The sequence below is a fragment of the Actinomadura sp. genome (assembly GCF_044508335.1).
Classification (GTDB): domain Bacteria; phylum Actinomycetota; class Actinomycetes; order Streptosporangiales; family Streptosporangiaceae; genus Spirillospora.
This window is the reverse complement of sequence record NZ_JBIQHY010000002.1, coordinates 120,638-135,676: the sequence shown is the minus strand read 5'-3', so window position 1 is coordinate 135,676 and position 15,039 is coordinate 120,638. Positions and strand designations below refer to the sequence as shown.

The 15,039-nt window shown below is 70.8% G+C and carries 17 protein-coding genes; 6 read left to right on the top strand and 11 right to left on the bottom strand.

Going from position 1 to position 15,039, the window contains the following annotated elements:
* Positions 1 to 11: 11 nt before the first annotated feature.
* Positions 12 to 1,445: a gamma-aminobutyraldehyde dehydrogenase gene (locus tag ACIWVC_RS01725; RefSeq protein ID WP_396445925.1), complete on the bottom strand. Its 1,434-nt coding sequence runs from the start codon at positions 1,443 to 1,445 to the stop codon at positions 12 to 14.
* Between the two features lie 166 nt (positions 1,446 to 1,611).
* Between ACIWVC_RS01725 and ACIWVC_RS01720 the strand changes: the two genes are divergently transcribed.
* Positions 1,612 to 2,073: an Lrp/AsnC family transcriptional regulator gene (locus tag ACIWVC_RS01720; RefSeq protein WP_396445924.1), complete on the top strand. Its 462-nt coding sequence runs from the start codon at positions 1,612 to 1,614 to the stop codon at positions 2,071 to 2,073.
* A 95-nt stretch (positions 2,074 to 2,168) separates the two neighbouring features.
* Complete coding sequence (locus tag ACIWVC_RS01715) at positions 2,169 to 2,429, top strand: DUF1778 domain-containing protein (RefSeq protein ID WP_396445923.1); 261 nt, start codon at positions 2,169 to 2,171, stop codon at positions 2,427 to 2,429.
* A gap of 77 nt (positions 2,430 to 2,506) precedes the next feature.
* Here ACIWVC_RS01715 and ACIWVC_RS01710 read toward each other — a convergent pair whose 3' ends face one another.
* Positions 2,507 to 2,938: an HIT family protein gene (locus tag ACIWVC_RS01710; RefSeq protein WP_396445922.1), complete on the bottom strand. Its 432-nt coding sequence runs from the start codon at positions 2,936 to 2,938 to the stop codon at positions 2,507 to 2,509.
* A gap of 157 nt (positions 2,939 to 3,095) precedes the next feature.
* On the opposite strand from ACIWVC_RS01710, the gene ACIWVC_RS01705 reads away from it, so the two are divergent.
* Positions 3,096 to 3,818 carry an ATP-binding cassette domain-containing protein gene (locus ACIWVC_RS01705; RefSeq protein WP_396445921.1) on the top strand — a complete coding sequence of 241 codons (723 nt, stop codon included), beginning with the start codon at positions 3,096 to 3,098 and terminating at the stop codon, positions 3,816 to 3,818.
* On the top strand, positions 3,815 to 4,504 hold the full coding sequence (locus tag ACIWVC_RS01700) for a hypothetical protein (protein WP_396445920.1): 690 nt from the start codon (positions 3,815 to 3,817) through the stop codon (positions 4,502 to 4,504). Before ACIWVC_RS01705 ends, ACIWVC_RS01700 begins: the two co-directional genes overlap by 4 nt.
* Positions 4,505 to 4,523: 19 nt before the next feature.
* On the opposite strand, the gene ACIWVC_RS01695 is transcribed toward ACIWVC_RS01700, so the two are convergent.
* The 3 genes from ACIWVC_RS01695 to rlmN are packed head-to-tail and all read right to left on the bottom strand — an operon-like array spanning position 4,524 to position 7,083.
* Positions 4,524 to 5,339 (bottom strand): DUF1963 domain-containing protein, encoded by an 816-nt coding sequence (locus ACIWVC_RS01695; protein WP_396445919.1) that lies wholly within the window; start codon positions 5,337 to 5,339, stop codon positions 4,524 to 4,526.
* Between the two features lie 59 nt (positions 5,340 to 5,398).
* On the bottom strand, positions 5,399 to 5,902 hold the full coding sequence (locus ACIWVC_RS01690) for a DivIVA domain-containing protein (protein WP_396445917.1): 504 nt from the start codon (positions 5,900 to 5,902) through the stop codon (positions 5,399 to 5,401).
* A gap of 44 nt (positions 5,903 to 5,946) precedes the next feature.
* Positions 5,947 to 7,083, bottom strand: a complete 1,137-nt coding sequence (rlmN, locus tag ACIWVC_RS01685) for a 23S rRNA (adenine(2503)-C(2))-methyltransferase RlmN (protein ID WP_396445916.1) — start codon at positions 7,081 to 7,083, stop codon at positions 5,947 to 5,949.
* Positions 7,084 to 7,198: 115 nt separating this feature from the next.
* Between rlmN and ACIWVC_RS01680 the strand changes: the two genes are divergently transcribed.
* Positions 7,199 to 8,344: a suppressor of fused domain protein gene (locus ACIWVC_RS01680; protein ID WP_396445915.1), complete on the top strand. Its 1,146-nt coding sequence runs from the start codon at positions 7,199 to 7,201 to the stop codon at positions 8,342 to 8,344.
* Here the strand turns inward: ACIWVC_RS01680 and ACIWVC_RS01675 are convergent.
* The 5 genes from ACIWVC_RS01675 to rpsB form a co-directional block, all read right to left on the bottom strand.
* The gene (locus ACIWVC_RS01675) at positions 8,341 to 9,390 is read right to left on the bottom strand and encodes a phosphatidate cytidylyltransferase (protein ID WP_396445914.1); all 1,050 of its coding nucleotides are present in this window, start codon (positions 9,388 to 9,390) and stop codon (positions 8,341 to 8,343) included. The genes ACIWVC_RS01680 and ACIWVC_RS01675 overlap by 4 nt on opposite strands.
* Positions 9,390 to 9,947, bottom strand: coding sequence for a ribosome recycling factor (gene frr, locus ACIWVC_RS01670; RefSeq protein ID WP_396445913.1), 558 nt, complete (start codon positions 9,945 to 9,947; stop codon positions 9,390 to 9,392). Before frr ends, ACIWVC_RS01675 begins: the two co-directional genes overlap by 1 nt.
* A 74-nt stretch (positions 9,948 to 10,021) precedes the next feature.
* Positions 10,022 to 10,723 (bottom strand): UMP kinase, encoded by a 702-nt coding sequence (pyrH, locus tag ACIWVC_RS01665; RefSeq protein ID WP_396445912.1) that lies wholly within the window; start codon positions 10,721 to 10,723, stop codon positions 10,022 to 10,024.
* 150 nt (positions 10,724 to 10,873) lie between these two features.
* The gene (gene tsf / locus ACIWVC_RS01660; protein WP_396445911.1) at positions 10,874 to 11,710 is read right to left on the bottom strand and encodes a translation elongation factor Ts; all 837 of its coding nucleotides are present in this window, start codon (positions 11,708 to 11,710) and stop codon (positions 10,874 to 10,876) included.
* 83 nt (positions 11,711 to 11,793) lie between these two features.
* Positions 11,794 to 12,693: a 30S ribosomal protein S2 gene (gene rpsB, locus ACIWVC_RS01655; protein ID WP_396445910.1), complete on the bottom strand. Its 900-nt coding sequence runs from the start codon at positions 12,691 to 12,693 to the stop codon at positions 11,794 to 11,796.
* Positions 12,694 to 13,076: 383 nt separating this feature from the next.
* Here rpsB and ACIWVC_RS01650 point away from each other — a divergent pair, with 383 nt between their 5' ends.
* The gene (locus ACIWVC_RS01650; RefSeq protein WP_396445909.1) at positions 13,077 to 13,757 is read left to right on the top strand and encodes a murein hydrolase activator EnvC family protein; all 681 of its coding nucleotides are present in this window, start codon (positions 13,077 to 13,079) and stop codon (positions 13,755 to 13,757) included.
* A 225-nt stretch (positions 13,758 to 13,982) separates the two neighbouring features.
* On the opposite strand, the gene ACIWVC_RS01645 is transcribed toward ACIWVC_RS01650, so the two are convergent.
* Positions 13,983 to 14,903 carry a tyrosine recombinase XerC gene (locus tag ACIWVC_RS01645; protein WP_396445908.1) on the bottom strand — a complete coding sequence of 307 codons (921 nt, stop codon included), beginning with the start codon at positions 14,901 to 14,903 and terminating at the stop codon, positions 13,983 to 13,985.
* Positions 14,904 to 15,039 lie beyond the last annotated feature (136 nt).

Here is a 15,039-nt window from a genome sequence, read left to right as displayed (position 1 = left end):
TCCTGCGGTGGTCAGCCGCCGATGTAGTGCATGACGTGCTTGACGCGGGTGTAGTCCTCGATGCCGTACATCGACATGTCCTTGCCGTAGCCGGAGTGCTTGAAGCCGCCGTGCGGCATCTCCGACACGAACGGGATGTGGGTGTTGACCCACACGGCGCCGAAGTCGAGGGCCTTGCTCATGCGCATGGCGCGGCCGTGGTTCTGCGTCCAGACGCTCGCGGCGAGGCCGTACTTGACGCCGTTCGCCCACGCGATGGCCTGCTGCTCGTCCGAGAAGCTCTGCACGGTGATGACCGGGCCGAACACCTCGTTCTGCACCATCTCGTCGTCCTGCTTCAGCCCGCTGACGACGGTGGGCGCGAAGAAGTAGCCGCGGTCGCCGACCCGCTCGCCGCCGGTCAGGACCTTCGCGTGGCTGGGCGCCCGGTCGAGGAACCCCTGGACGCGCGCGAGCTGGTTCTCGTTGTTGACCGGCCCGTAGTAGGCGTCGGTGTCGCTCGGCGGGCCGACCGCGGTGCCCTTGGCGGCCTCGACGAGCGCCTCGGTGAACTCGCCCTGCAGCCGTTCGGCGACGAGGACGCGGGTGGCGGCGGTGCAGTCCTGCCCGGCGTTGAAGTAGCCGGCCTCGGCGATGCCGGTCGCCGCCGCCTCGACGTCCGCGTCGTCGAACACCACGACCGGGGCCTTGCCGCCGAGCTCCAGGTGGACGCGCTTCAGGTCCTTCGCCGCGGAGGCCGCGACCTCCATGCCGGCCCGGACGCTCCCGGTGATCGACACCATCTGCGGCGTCGGGTGCTCGACCAGCGCGCGGCCGGTGTCGCGGTCGCCGCAGATCACGTTGAACACGCCCGGCGGCAGGAACTCCGCCGCGATCTCCGCCAGCAGCAGCGTGCTCGCCGGCGTGGTCTCCGACGGCTTCAGGACGACGGTGTTCCCCGCCGACAGCGCCGGCCCGAACTTCCAGACCGCCATCATCATCGGGTAGTTCCACGGCGTCACCTGCGCGCACACCCCGATCGGCTCCCGCCGGATCGAGGACGTGTGGTCCGCCATGTACTCGCCGGTCGCCTTGCCCTCCAGCACCCTGGACGCCCCCGCGAAGAAGCGGAGATTGTCCACCATGGGCGGCATCTCCTCGTCCAGGGTCAGCTGGACCGGCTTTCCTGTGTCGCGGACCTCGGCCCGCACGAGCTCCTCGGCCCGCGCCTCGACCGCGTCCGCGAACCGCAGCATCGCGAGGCTCCGCTCCGCCGGGGTGGCGTCGCGCCAGGCCGGGAACGCGTCCGCCGCCGCGCGGAACGCGGCGTCGACGTCCTCGGCGCCGGACACGGGCGCCTCCGCGTACGTCTCGCCGGTGCTGGGGTCGACCACCTCCAGCGTCCGCCCGTCCTTGGCGTCCACGTACTCGCCACCGATAAAGTTGCGCAGCCGCTCGCCGCTCATCCTCAGGTCCCTCCTGGGCACCGTCGCCCGTTGTGTCCTGTAGGCCCAGACCCTTACAGAGGATCCCGCCCAATACAAGTGATTCCGTTGTTACGATCCAGTTTCACGACTGATTCACTTGACCCAGACGCCTCACACCCCCGATGCCGCACCTAGGAGACGATCGATGGAACGCGCAGCCCGCGTCCAGCTCGACGAGACCGCGAAGCACATCATCGAGCAGCTCCAACAGGACGGGCGCCGCTCCTACGCCGCGATCGGCAAGGCCGTGGGACTGTCCGAGGCCGCCGTCCGGCAGCGCGTGCAGAAGCTCCTCGACGCCGGCGTGATGCAGATCGTCGGCGTCACCGACCCCCTCATGCTCGGCTTCTCCCGGCAGATGATGATCGGCGTCAAGTGCGAGGGCGACCTGGAGAAGATCGCCGACGAGCTGGCCGACCTCCCCGAGATCGACTACGTCGTCATCACCGCCGGGTCGTTCGACATCCTGGTCGAGCTCGTGTGCGAGGACGACGAGCGCCTCCTGGAACTTCTCGGCCGTATCCGCGCCGTCCCGGGCGTCGTCTCCACGGAAAGCTTCGTCTACCTCAAACTGCGCAAACAGACCTACTCCTGGGGGACGCGCTGACTCCTCCGCACACCCGACGATTCTCGTTCTCAGTGGGGATGCCCTGGCAACACCTCCCGGCGTACTTTTAGATGCCGCAAGGAGGGAGACCGGCCATGCCCGAGTCGGTCCGCCAGGACCTTCCCGCCACCGAGCACATCGCCTTCCCCGCTTCCGCCGACCAATTCCTCGTCATCCGCAAGGCGGCCGAACTGGTCGGCTGGACCATCACCGACTACGTCCTGTCCGCAGCCCTGGACCGCGCCGAACGAGACCTCTACGAACACGCCGCCGCCCTTGAGGCCACCGCCCCCGCCGACCCCGCCGCCCCGGACCCGTCCGCCCCCTTCGTGGCCCTCCTCACGGCCATGGCCTGACTCCATGACCGCTCTGGCGCGGGCTGGCCGGGGCAACGCCTCCCGGCCGTCCCGCGCCACGGACGCACCACCCGCCCCTAGCCGCTGAGGCCCTCCGCCAGGCGCGCGGCATAGCCGGCGGCCTCGGCCTCCGACTCGTACTTCTGCCGCGGCCAGAAGAACCCGCGGAGCCCGTCCTTGCGATTCCGGGGGACCACATGGACGTGCAGGTGCGGCACGCTCTGGCTCACCCGGTTGTTCATGGCCACGAACGACCCCGCCGCGCCGAGCACCGACTCCATCGCACCCGCGAGCCGCTGCGCATGCCCGAAGAACGGCCCCAGGAACTCCTCGGGCAGATCCATGAGCGTCTCGACATGCGCACGCGGAACGAGCAGCGTGTGCCCCTTGAACAAGGGCCGCATATCGAGGAAGGCCATCACGTCCGCCGTGTCCAGCACGACATGCGCTGCCCGCTCCCCCTTGACGATCTCGCAGAACACACACGCCTTGCCCGCCGACTCACCCATCCCCCCATCCTCCCGCACCCCCTGCGCTCGACGGTGCGAAGCGCTGGTAAGGGCAGCCGCGAGTGGCTGGGTTCATGGGCACCTCCGGGTGGCCGGACTCGTGAGCCAGCGGTGGTTAACGCCGGGCTTACGGCGCTGGGCCTACCGTTTGGTGATCATGCGGCTGGAGAACGTGGCCTTTCGTTATCGGCGGAAGGATCCCTGGGTGTTCAGGGACGTCTCGTTGTCTCTGGCGGCGGGCACCGTCACCGAGGTGACAGGGCACAACGGCGCGGGGAAGTCCACGCTCCTCCGCGTCATCGCCGGTCTGCGCCGACCGCGCGTCGGCGCCGTCCACGGCCGTCCGTCCAGGGTCGGGTACGCGCCAGAGCGGTTCCCCGTGGACCAGCCGTTCAGCGTCCGGACCTATCTGGGTCACATGGCGGCGATCCGCCAGGTGCCCGGAGACCCGGTCGCCACGTGGGCGGAGCGGCTCCGCTTCGATCACCTCCTTGACGTCCGGCTCTCCGAACTGTCGAAGGGCAGTGCTCAGAAGGTCGGCCTCGCCCAGGCCCTCATGGCCGATCCGGAACTCCTCATCCTGGACGAGCCGTTCGCGGGCCTGGACGCCGCCACCCGCGACGCACTGCCAGAACTGATCTCCCAACTGGCGGCGGCCGGCACGACCGTGGTCGTCAGCGACCATCAGCGCTGCATCGAGGCCCTCCCGGGCGTCGACCGCCTGAGGGTGGCCGACGCCTCCGTCACCCGCCTCACCTCCGACACCCCCACGACTGAGGAGCGGGTCACCCTGGAGGTTGAGGTGTCCGGGGACGAGGCTGAAAGTCTGGAGAGCAAGCTCCGGGCGGACGGCTACCGGGTGCGGAGGCGCGAGCGATGATCGCTGTCGTCCGGTTCCAGATGGCGGGGTATGTCCGTTCGCTGCGCGTCTTGCCGCCGTTCATCGTCGTGGTGCTGTTCGTGGCGCTGATCCTCATCCAGGGGCCGGGCGGGCCCGATGCCTCCGATCTCGCGGTCAGGACGTTCGCGGACGTGGCGGCGTTCATGTTCCCCGTGTGGGCGTGGGCGGCGCGCGCTCTGCTGGATACGCAACCCGATGAGCAGCGCGCGCTCACCGCCACCGCGGTCCGTGGCCCGTTCACGCCGGTCTGGGCGGGGCTGCTCGCGGCGTATGCGATGAACCTCTGCCTGGGCGTTGTCGTGCTGGCCGTTCCTCTCCTGCAGGCCGTGCAGGCGGGCTCGCCCGGCTCGGCGATCCTGACCGGCTGCGCACTGAACCTCCTCGTCGCCGTCCCGGGGACGCTGCTCGGCGCGTGGACGAGCCGGGCGGTCATCCCCGACCCCGGTGTTTCGCTGCTCGTGCTTCTGGGCGGGGCTCTGGCGCTGCTCCTTCTCGGCATCGGCCCCCTCGCCCGGCTCTCCGTGCCGATGATCGAGTGGCTGCGCGCGGCCCACGACGGGCCCGGCGCCTTCACCTCGGACTTCCCCGCCATCGCTCTCCACCTCGTCCTGTGGTCCTTGATCGTGGGCGCGCTCTACGTCGCGACGTCGCGCCACCGCCCCTAGCCCCTCAAGCCACCGGGGGTCAGGCGGCTTGGAGGGTCAGCCAGGTCTCCTCCGGAGGGGTGTTCTGCCGGTTGCAGAAGTAGAGGCGGCCCGGGTCGCCCCAGTACCAGCCGAGGCGGGGGTCGGAGTCGAGCTGGAGCAGGAGGCGCCACTCTTCGGCCGTGCGCTGCTCGTCCGGGGTGAGGGCCGGCGAGTTCGGGGAGACCAGGGTGCGGCCCGTCGAGGCGTAGACGCAGTCGGGGCCGAGCGGGCGCTGGACGAGGACCGGCCAGCCGCCCAGCTGGTGCGCCGGCGCGTTCTCCGCCCAGGTGTGGCGCGTCCAGGCGGCGTGGAGCTGCGCGTAGACCGGCAGGACGCCGCTGTAGATCGTCTCCAGGCGCTGGACGGCGGGCTCCTGAGGTGAGGGCAGGGAGAGGAACGGGGTCGCGGCCAGCGCGGTCTCGGGATACAGGGCCCTCTCGGGCGCGGCGGGTCGGAGAGGCCCGGTGAAGACGCGCCAGCCGCCCCAGTGCGAGGGTTCGTCTCCCCAGGGGCGGGGCGTCTCCGCCGCGTAGTAGAACGCGATGACCGAGGTGGGCAGGCCCGGTATGTCGCCGAAGCGCGCCAGGTCGGCGAAGTCGATCGCGCCCAGGAAGTCGAGGGGGCGGCCGTTCCACTCGGGCCAGGGCTCGTCCGGCGGGAGGAGGGGCGCGCCGCCGAGGCGGACGGGGGCGCCGTCGCCGGCGCCGAGGCGCAGCGCCGGCCTGGCCAGGGGCAGGAGGAGGGCGGTGATCTCCGGGGCGAGGAAGGCGTCGAGCAGGAGGCGGAGCCGGCGGAAGTGCGCGATGAGATCCATGCACGTAGCGTCGCGCTAACGGGACGCTGCGTGCAGCGGTCCGCGAAACTGTGGATAACTCAGCGTTCCAGTGCGCTCGCGAGCTGCACCAGGAAGCGGTCGACCTCCTGCTCCTCGTAGCCGGGCAGCAGCCGGACGACGCGGAAGACGGTCTCCCGCACGTCGCGGGCCGTCACCGGCGGGGCGGTCCCGCGCAGGCCGGCGATCACGCGGTCCAGGAAGGCGTCGACGTCCCGGACGTCGTAGCCGGCGCGCAGGCCGCTGCTGGCGAACCGGGCGTTCTGGATCCAGTTGATCAGCCAGTCGGGTCGTGCACGCGGCCTCCCGGCGCGTTCCGCGACCGGCCCCTTAGCCTGCAACTCCCTGATGCACTCGCGGAGCAGCTCGTCCACCGCCCGGTGGTCGTAGCCGCGCAGGACGACGTCGAAGCGGGTCTCGCGCACCTCGTCCACGGTGATCGGCGGCCCGCCGTCCAGCGCCTGGGAGACCCGCTTCAGCAGCGTGTCGACCTGGTGCCGGTCATAGCCGCGCATGACCACCGGCAACCGCGCGCCCGTCCTCACCACTCCTCCGCTCGCGCCCGCGGGGCGCAGGGCACGCCCGCGGCTCAGTCCTTCGCCGACGCGGCCAGCTGCCCGCAGGCCCCGTCGATCTCCCTGCCCCGAGTGTCGCGCACCGTGACCGGGACTCTGTGGGCCTCCAGGCGCCTGACGAACTCGCGCTCGTCCTCCGGCCGGGAGGCGGTCCACTTGGACCCCGGCGTCGGGTTCAACGGGATCAGATTGACGTGAACGAGATTCCCGCGCAAGAGCCTTCCGAGAAGATCAGCCCGCCACGCCTGGTCGTTGACGTCCTTGATGAGGGCGTACTCGATCGAGACGCGGCGCCCGCTGCGGTCGGCGTAGGCCCAGGCCGCGTCCAGGACCTCGGACACCTTCCACCGGTTGTTGATGGGGACGAGGTCATCCCGCAGCTCGTCGTCGGGCGCGTGCAGGGACACCGCCAGCCGGACCGACATGTCCTCCGCGGCGAGCTTCTCGATCGCAGGGACGAGCCCCACCGTGGACACGGTGACAGAACGCTGGGAGATGCCCAGCCCGGCGGGTGCCGGATCGGTGATGCGGCGCACCGCGCCTATGACGGCCTTGTAGTTGGCCAGGGGCTCGCCCATGCCCATGAAGACGATGTTGGAGACGCGTCCGGGCCCGCCCGGGATGCGTCCGCGCGCCAGTGCGCGCGCGCCCGCGACGACCTGTTCCACGATCTCGGCGGTGGAGAGGTTACGTGTGAGCCCGGCCTGACCCGTCGCGCAGAAGGGGCAGTTCATGCCGCACCCCGCCTGGGACGAGACGCACATCGTGGCCCGGTCGGGGTAGCGCATGAGCACCGACTCGAACAGGACGCCGTCGAACGCCTTCCAGACGGTCTTGAGCGTCGTCCCGCCGTCGCAGTCCAGTTCGCGGACGGGCGTCAGCAGCGTGGGCAGCAGCTCCGACACCAGGCGCTCGCGGACGGCGGCGGGCAGATCGGTCATCTCGGCCGGGTCGTCCACCAGACGGGCGAAGTAGTGCCTGGACAGCTGGTCGGCGCGGAACGGCTTCTCCCCCAGCTCGGCGACCGCCTCGCGGCGCTCCGCCGCGGTGAGGTCGGCGAGGTGCCTCGGCGGCTTGGCGCGCCTCGGCGCGGCGAAGACGAGCTTCGCCGGGGTCTTCTCGGGCGCGGTGGCGGGCTGGGTCGCAGACATGGTCCTTCCAGTGTCGCAAACACCGGCCCGTGCATCGTCCGTCCGCGGCAAGGACGCCCGTCCCGGTAGGGCGACATTCCTGCACATGACCTTGTCTGCGACTAAGGTCTCGATCATGTCGGTTTTGCGTAAGGGCGGTGTCTCGTCCCGGGGGTCCGCGGCCAAGGTCGTCCACGCCGCGGCGAGCCCGTACGGCAGCCGGCGGCTCGTCGTCGAGACCGACGGCGACGTCACCGTGGCCTACCTGAAGGACGCGCGGGACTCGGTGGTCGGCGCGACATGGGTCGCGAACCACCGCAAGGCCCCGCCGGAGCTGGACCAGTCCCGGCTGGACGCGGGCCGCCCGCCCCTCCTCCCGGCGTCCCACCTGCGCGATCCGTCGGGACGCAAGGCGCTGGACGCCGAGTCCCTGGAAGTCGTGTGGTTCGAGGAGGGCGACGGCGTCGCCGTCCTGGAGGCGGGCGACCCCCTGTTCGTGATACCCGGCTGGTCGGACATGGGGCGCGGCATCCCCGGGTACGCGCGCGACGCCGTGCGCCAGAGCCCCTTCGCGTTCCCGCTGGACGAGGAGATCGAGGACTTCGGCCCCCGCATCGACCTGGCGCGCGAGCACTGGAAGCGGTGCAGGGCCGACGGTTCCTGGGCGGAGTTCCAGCAGTCGGTGCTCGGACACCTGCTGCAGCGGCTCGGCCCGAGCGGCCACTACTGGCACGACGTCGGACGGCAGCTGGCCGGCGGGAGGACGGGTGTCGCCCCCACGGTCGGGGTTTCGGAGCGTCCTGCGAGGAGCGGCCGCGATTTCACGGTGTTGAGCACGGTCGGGATGAGCCGCCAACGCATGCCCACGGTCGAGCTGTACGAGGACGATGTCGCGCCCTACGCGCGGATCGAACTCGCCGTCGCCAGCACGCTCCCCAGCCAGAAGGCCGGCAGCATCTTCCCCTGGCTGGCTCAGTACCCGTGGCGGTCGGTGACGTGGTTCGCCCCCGGGGACGTCGTCAAGTGGTACCACGAAGCCCGCACGTTCCCCCTGAGCAGCGGCGAGTCGTCCTGGGAGGGCGTGCTGCTCCTGGACGACCCGAGCCGTCTGGCTGGCCCTGAGGCCCCCGCCATGGGCGGGTTCACGCTCAACGGGGATGCCGTCCGGTGGCTGTGGCTCGTCCCCATCACCGGCGAGGAGCACCGCTACGCGAAGAGCGAGGGATCGGACGCGCTGATCCGGCGCCTGGCGCAGCAGGGCCGCTCCTGGGTCATCTCTTAGGTCGGGAGGAACAGCTCCAGGAAAAGCCACACGACGGGGGCCGTCGCGACCAGCGAGTCGAGGCGGTCCATCACCCCGCCGTGGCCCGGTAGGAGCGTTCCCATGTCCTTGATGCCGAGATCCCGCTTGATCATCGACTCGACGAGGTCGCCTGCGGTCGCGGTGACCACGGCGGCGAGCCCGATGACGACGCCCTGCCAGACCTGCCCGCCGTCCAGCAGCCACCAGACGAGCCACCCGCCCACGGCCATGCACGTGATGGCGGAGCCGGTGACGCCCTCCCATGTCTTCTTGGGGCTGATCGTGGGGGCGAGCTTGTGCTTGCCCAGGAACGACCCCGCGAAGTAGCCGCCGATGTCGCTGGCGACGGTCGTCGCGATGAAGATGACGATGCGGTGGTCGCCGTCGTCAGGCCGCATGAGCAGCGCGACGATGCCGCCCATCAGCACCAGGTAGCCGGCCACGAACGACCCGGCGGCGACGTCCCGCACGTATCCGGCGGCGCCCTCGGTCATCCGCACCATCAGCAGCGCCAGCACCGTCAGGGACACCGCCGCCACCGTGGCGGTGGGCCCCCACACATACGAGACGACCGGTGTGCCCACCATGCCGGTGGCGACGGGGATGAACGGGACGCGGATGTCGCGGCTCTTGAACGCCTCGGTCAGCTCCCGCATGCCGAGGAAGAGGAACACGATCATCACGGCAAGGAAGATCTCCTTGACCGTGTAGAGCGACACCAGCACCAGCGCGCCCAGCGCGACGCCCACGCCGATGGCGAGCGGCAGGTTCCGGCCGGTCCTGCTCTCCCGCTTCCCCTCGGAAGCCCCAGCCGGCGCATCCGCGGACGCCTCGGAGGCCCCTTGCCTCAGGGGCGGGGCCGCGGCGGTGGCACCGACCGGCGGCGCCTCCTCGGCGGGGACGTCCTTCGAGGGACCGTCCTGCTCGGAGGGCGAGTCGAGCGCTTCTCCGGGGGGCGGGCCGGCCATGTCGACCTCCGGCTCGTCCGGGGAACCCGAGGGCTCCCCGGCATCGTCGAGTTCCATCAAACCTCGAGCAGTTCGGCCTTCTTGTGCTCGAGCAGCTCGTCGATCTGCGCAACGTAGCGGTGCGTCATGTCTTCGAGCTCCTTCTCGGCACGCCGTACCTCGTCCTCGCCGGCCTCGCCGTCCTTGGCGAGCTTGTCGAGGGTGTCCTTGGCGCGGCGCCGGATGTTGCGGATGGAGACCCGGCTCTCCTCGGCCTTGCTCCCGGCGACCTTGATGAACTCCCTGCGGCGCTCCTCCGACAGCTCGGGGAACACGACCCGGATGACGTTGCCGTCGTTGGTGGGGTTCACGCCGAGGTCGCTCTCGCGGATCGCCTTCTCCACCGCCTGCATGGACGACTTGTCGAAGACCTGGACGATGACCATCCGCGGCTCCGGCAGCGTGAACGACGCGAGCTGGTTGATCGGCGTCGGCGTCCCGTAGTACTCGGCGGTGATCTTGTTGAACATCGCGGGGGTTACCCGGCCGGTGCGGATGGCCTGGAAGTCCTCCTTGGCGACCGCGACCGCCTTCTCCATCTTCTCCTCGGCCTCGAGGAGGGTCTCGTCGATCACTGTGACTCCCATGTCATCTGGTCGGCCCTGGTTGTGCGGTTCCGCGGCGCGCCGGAGCGCCGCGGGGGCTGCGGTCAGCCCTGTGCCGGGCTGACCAGCGTGCCGATCTTCTCACCCCGGACGGCCCGGACGATATTGCCCTGCCCCATGAGGTCGAAGACCACGATGGGGAGAGCGTTGTCCATGCAGAGACTGATGGCCGTGGCGTCCATGACCTTCAGGCCCCGCTGTAGGACTTCACCGTAATCCAAATGGTCGAACTTGACCGCGTCTGGATTCTTCCGTGGATCGGCGTCGTACACACCGTCCACTTGGGTGGCCTTCAGTACCGCTTCTGCGCCGATCTCCAGGGCGCGCTGGGCGGCGGTGGTGTCGGTGGAGAAGAAAGGCTGCCCGAGACCCGCGCCGAAGATGACCACGCGGCCCTTCTCCAGGTGCCGGATGGCGCGCCGCGGAATGTACGGCTCGGCCACCTGGCTCATGGTGATGGCGGTCTGCACCCGCGTGTCCAGCCCCAGCTTCTCCAGGAAGTCCTGCAGGGCGAGGCAGTTGATGACGGTGCCGATCATCCCCATGTAGTCGGCGCGGCCGCGGTCCATGCCGCGCTCGGCCATCACGGCGCCGCGGAACATGTTGCCGCCGCCGCAGACGACCGCGACCTGCACGCCGTCCCGGACGGCCTCGGCGACGGCCTCGGCGACGTGCTGGACGACCTCGGGGTCGATGCCGAGCGGTTCGCGCCCGGCGAAGGCCTCGCCCGAGAGCTTCAGCAGCACCCGCTTCCAGCCGTCCCGGGGCGCGTGCCCGCGGGCGCCGTGCCCGTCGGACGACGAGGCCGCCGTCGCGCTAGTGGTCGTCTTGTCCGGCACGTCGGCGGCCTCCTCGTTCGTCGCGGTATCTCTCGGGTCCCTGTCTCCAGAGTGCCCCTACGCCTGCCCGACCTTGAACCGGGCGAAGCGGACGACCTTCACACCGGCCTCGTCGAGGACCTTGGCGATCGTCTTCTTGTTGTCCTTCACGAACGCCTGCTCCACGAGGACGAAGTCGCGGAAGTAGGCGTTCACCCGGCCCTCGACGATCTTGGGGATGGCCTTCTCGGGCTTGCCCTCGTCGCGGGTGAGCTGCTCGGCGAGCGCCCGCTCCTTCTCGATCACCTCGGCGGGGATCTCCTCGCGGGTGAGGTACTTCGGCGCCATCGCGGCGATCTGCTGCGCGACGTCCTTGGCGACCTCGGGGTTCTCCTTGTCCAGCTCGACCAGCACGCCGGTGGTCGGCGGCAGGGACGGGTCGGACTTGTGCAGGTAGCTGGCCACGTAGGCGCCCGTGAAGTGGGCGAAGCGGCGCAGCTCCAGCTTCTCGCCGATCTTGGCGCTGTTCTCCTCGATCAGGGCCTGGACGGTCTTGCCGGGCTCGATCTCGGCGGTCAGCAGGGCGGCCGCGTCGGCGGCGCCGCTGCCGGCGGCGAACTCGACAAGGCGCTGGGCCAGCTCGATGAACTGCGCGTTCTTGGCGACGAAGTCGGTCTCGCAGTTGAGCTCCAGCAGGGCGCCGTCGCCCGAGCCGTTGAAGTGCTCGGCGACGAGGCCGTTGGCGGCGGTGCGCTCGGCGCGCTTGCCGACGTCCTTGGCGCCCTTGAGGCGCAGCAGCTCCGTCGCCTTCTCGAAGTCGCCGTCCGCCTCGGTGAGGGCGTTCTTCACGGCCATCATGCCGGAGCCGGTCAGGTCGCGCAGCCGCTTGACGTCAGCGGCGGTGAAGTTGGCCATCGCTCTCTTCGCTTCTCTCGTCGTTGGTCGTGGACCCGCGACGGTCCCGGCGGCGCCCGTGCGGGGCCGCCGGGACCGCGGGATCAAGCCTGCTCGGCCTCGGCGGGCTTCGGCGCCTCGGCGGCCTCGTCGGCCGGCGCGGCCGCGGGGGCCTCCGCCGCAGCCTGCGGCTCGGCGCCCTCGGACGGCTTGTTCTCCAGCAGGTCGCGCTCCCACTCGGCCAGCGGCTCGGCGTTGCCGGCGGGGGCGGCGCCCTCGGCGGGCTTCTCGTCCCCTCCGGTCGCGGCGCCCGCGCGCGCGAGGAGGCCGTCGGCGACGGAGTCGGCGACCACGCGGGTCAGCAGGCTGACGCTGCGGATGGCGTCGTCGTTGCCCGGGACCGGGTAGTCGACCTCGTCGGGGTCGCAGTTGGTGTCGAGGATCGCCACGACCGGGATACCGAGCTTCTTGGCCTCGTTGACCGCGATGTGCTCCTTCTTGGTGTCCACGATCCAGATGGCGCTCGGAACCTTCGCCATGTCGCGGATGCCGCCGAGGGTGCGCTCCAGCTTGTCCTTCTCGCGGCGCAGGCCGAGCAGCTCCTTCTTGGTCATGCCGGAGCCGGCCACGTCGTCGTAGTTGATCTCCTCCAGCTCCTTGAGCCGGGTGAGCCGCTTGTGGACGGTGGAGAAGTTGGTGAGCATGCCGCCCAGCCAGCGCTGGTTCACGTAGGGCATGCCGACCCGGGTGGCCTGCTCGGCGATGGACTCCTGCGCCTGCTTCTTGGTGCCGACGAACAGGATCGTGCCGCCGTGGGCCACCGTGGCCTTGACGAACTCGAACGCGCGGTCGATGTAGGACAGCGACTGCTGCAGGTCGATGATGTAGATGCCGTTGCGCTCGGTGAGGATGAAGCGCTTCATCTTCGGGTTCCACCGGCGGGTCTGGTGGCCGAAGTGGACGCCGCTCTCAAGGAGCTGCCGCATGGTGACGACGGGTGCCATTGCCCGTGCTCTCCTTCTCTGGCCCTGCCGGGCCGCATTCGGTTGTCTGCCTGCGCCCGGGTGCGGCCCCACCGTCGCCGTGCGACGGACCTAGGGACTGCGCCCCACCGAGTGCGGTGGCATGCGGACGCGTGAAATCAGCCGCCGTGGGGCGTCCCACGCGGCCGGCCCGTTGCCGGGTCTGAGCCTGTCGTTCCGGGAGCGGCTTCTCGTCTCCCCACCCGGAGGCGGATCGATGACGGCCTGGCCCTGGCCGGTGTCCTTCCGGGCACCCCCACAGATTATCAGGGCGCCGACGCGTCCGGGCATCAACGGTCCGCGGGGTTATCCACAGTTCGCCGACCCCGTCGACGCGGCGCCGCGGGCCCGGCAGGCTGCGGTGCATGACGCTGCTCAGCCTGCTGCTCACCTGCGTGATCGCCGTCGGCGGACCCGGTCTGGACGCATGGCGCTGGCCGTTGGGCCCGCCCGCGCCGCGGGTGCTCCGGGGCTTCTCGCCGCCGTCCAGCCCGTGGGGGCCGGGCCATCGCGGGGTGGATCTCGCCGGCCGCCCCGGGCAGGCCGTCTACGCCACCGGGCCGGGGCGCGTCTCCTACGCCGACCGCCTGGCGGGGCGCGGCGTCGTGGCGATCGACCACGGGCCGCTGCGCACGACGTATCTTCCCGTCCGCCCGAGCGTGCATGTGGGACGCCTGGTCGCGTCCGGCACGCGCATCGGGGTCCTGGAGCGCGGCCGGCATTGCCGCGTCCCGTGCCTTCACTGGGGGCTGCGCCGCGGTGCCCTCTACCTCGACCCGCTCAACCTCGTCCAGCACCGGGTACGCCTCCTCCCCCAGTGGCCGCGCCGCTCTGCGAGCCCCTCGCCCGAACCGCCGGAGCCCCGAATGGCCCTGCGCGATGCGACCACGGCGACGGGCGGAGCGCTGACGGGCATGCTCCTGACACTGACCGCGGCCTTCGTCTGGCGCCGTACCCGTATCCGCTTCCGCCTCCACCGCCGCCGCCGTCACCCACCGGGCGTGATCAACCTGTCCCAAGAACGCCGCCTGCGCCGAACCCCCTGACACCCGAGGCCGCCGCCCCCCGCACGCGGGGGGCGGCGGCCCCCTCCAACGTCACGACCAGCCCCGGATTTCTCGCGCCTGGGCAGTACGGTCACGCGGCGGACGTGCCGTTGCTGGGGGCGGCGGGGGATACGAGCACCTCCAGGCATGATCGACGGATCCCGTTGATGAGCCTTGGTCAGCCAGTCGGGGAGATGCCGGGGGCGTCCGACTCCTCCATCACCCTCAGTCCGGGTGGGTGCTGCGGGGGTGGGCTTGGCGGTGAACCTGCTTCAGCCGTTCGGCTGAGACATGGGTGTAGAGCTGGGTGGTCTGGAGGGAGGCGTGGCCCAGGATCTCCTGGACGCTGCGCAGGTCGGCGCCGCCCTCTAGCAGGTGTGTGGCTGCGCTGTGGCGGAGCCCATGGGGGCTCAGGTCGGGGACCTGGCCGACCTCGGAGATCCGGTCGTGGACGATGCGGCGCGCGGTGGTCGGGTGGAGGCGTCCCCCGCGGACGCCCAGGAAGAGCGCGGGGCCGCTGTCCCCGGTGGCGAAGGAAGGGCGCCCCGCGCGAAGCCAGTCTTGGACGGCGCGGACGGCCGGTTCGCCTATCGGGACGATGCGTTCCCGTCCGCCCTTGCCGAGGACGCGGAGCGTCCTGCGCCCGGTGTCCAGGTCGTCGATGTCGAGTCCACAGAGTTCGCTGACACGGACGCCCGTGCCGTAGAGCACCTCCAGGACGGCCAGGTCACGGAGGCCGAGAGGGCCTTGGGCGTCCATGGTGTCGAGGAGGCGCGCCGCGTGCTCTTGGTTGAGGACGTCAGGGAGGTCACGCTGCCGCTTGGGGGCGCCCAGGAGCAGCCCTGGATCGTCCTGAAGGAGTCCCGTCCTGTGCAGGTGCCGGGTGAATGCGCGGGCGGCCGCCGTCCGGCGGGCCAGGGTGGCGCGGGAACGGCCTAGGGCGTGCTGGCGTGCGAGCCAGGCCCGCAGTAACGAGACGTCCAGGTCGGCGGGTTCGGTGACGCCGATGACGGCGGCATATGCGCACAGGTCGGCCAAATCGCCCAGATAGGCCCGCAGCGTGTGCGGCGACACGTCCCGTTCGGCGCTGAGATGGCGTCCGAAGTCGGCTACGGCGTCCTCCAGCGCGTTCGTCACATCCGCCACGCTGCGCCAACGATCCGGCCGGCGCAAGCACCGACGGGGGTGGCCCACGAATCGCCGCAAATCTCCAGGCGGGTTATCCACAGATTGTCGTTTCATGGCTACGCGTCGTCACCTCCCGGCAGTGTCGAAGCCGGAG

Bases quoted from the DNA above. Each gene is read 5' to 3' on its own strand.
- ACIWVC_RS01725 (WP_396445925.1), bottom strand. From the start codon at position 1,445: ATGAGCGGCGAGCGGCTGCGCAACTTTATCGGTGGCGAGTACGTGGAC.
- ACIWVC_RS01720 (WP_396445924.1), top strand. From the start codon at position 1,612: ATGGAACGCGCAGCCCGCGTCCAGCTCGACGAGACCGCGAAGCACATC.
- ACIWVC_RS01715 (WP_396445923.1), top strand. From the start codon at position 2,169: ATGCCCGAGTCGGTCCGCCAGGACCTTCCCGCCACCGAGCACATCGCC.
- ACIWVC_RS01710 (WP_396445922.1), bottom strand. From the start codon at position 2,938: ATGGGTGAGTCGGCGGGCAAGGCGTGTGTGTTCTGCGAGATCGTCAAG.
- ACIWVC_RS01705 (WP_396445921.1), top strand. From the start codon at position 3,096: ATGCGGCTGGAGAACGTGGCCTTTCGTTATCGGCGGAAGGATCCCTGG.
- ACIWVC_RS01700 (WP_396445920.1), top strand. From the start codon at position 3,815: ATGATCGCTGTCGTCCGGTTCCAGATGGCGGGGTATGTCCGTTCGCTG.
- ACIWVC_RS01695 (WP_396445919.1), bottom strand. From the start codon at position 5,339: ATGGATCTCATCGCGCACTTCCGCCGGCTCCGCCTCCTGCTCGACGCC.
- rlmN (WP_396445916.1), bottom strand. From the start codon at position 7,083: ATGTCTGCGACCCAGCCCGCCACCGCGCCCGAGAAGACCCCGGCGAAG.
- ACIWVC_RS01680 (WP_396445915.1), top strand. From the start codon at position 7,199: ATGTCGGTTTTGCGTAAGGGCGGTGTCTCGTCCCGGGGGTCCGCGGCC.
- ACIWVC_RS01675 (WP_396445914.1), bottom strand. From the start codon at position 9,390: ATGGAACTCGACGATGCCGGGGAGCCCTCGGGTTCCCCGGACGAGCCG.
- tsf (WP_396445911.1), bottom strand. From the start codon at position 11,710: ATGGCCAACTTCACCGCCGCTGACGTCAAGCGGCTGCGCGACCTGACC.
- rpsB (WP_396445910.1), bottom strand. From the start codon at position 12,693: ATGGCACCCGTCGTCACCATGCGGCAGCTCCTTGAGAGCGGCGTCCAC.
- ACIWVC_RS01650 (WP_396445909.1), top strand. From the start codon at position 13,077: ATGACGCTGCTCAGCCTGCTGCTCACCTGCGTGATCGCCGTCGGCGGA.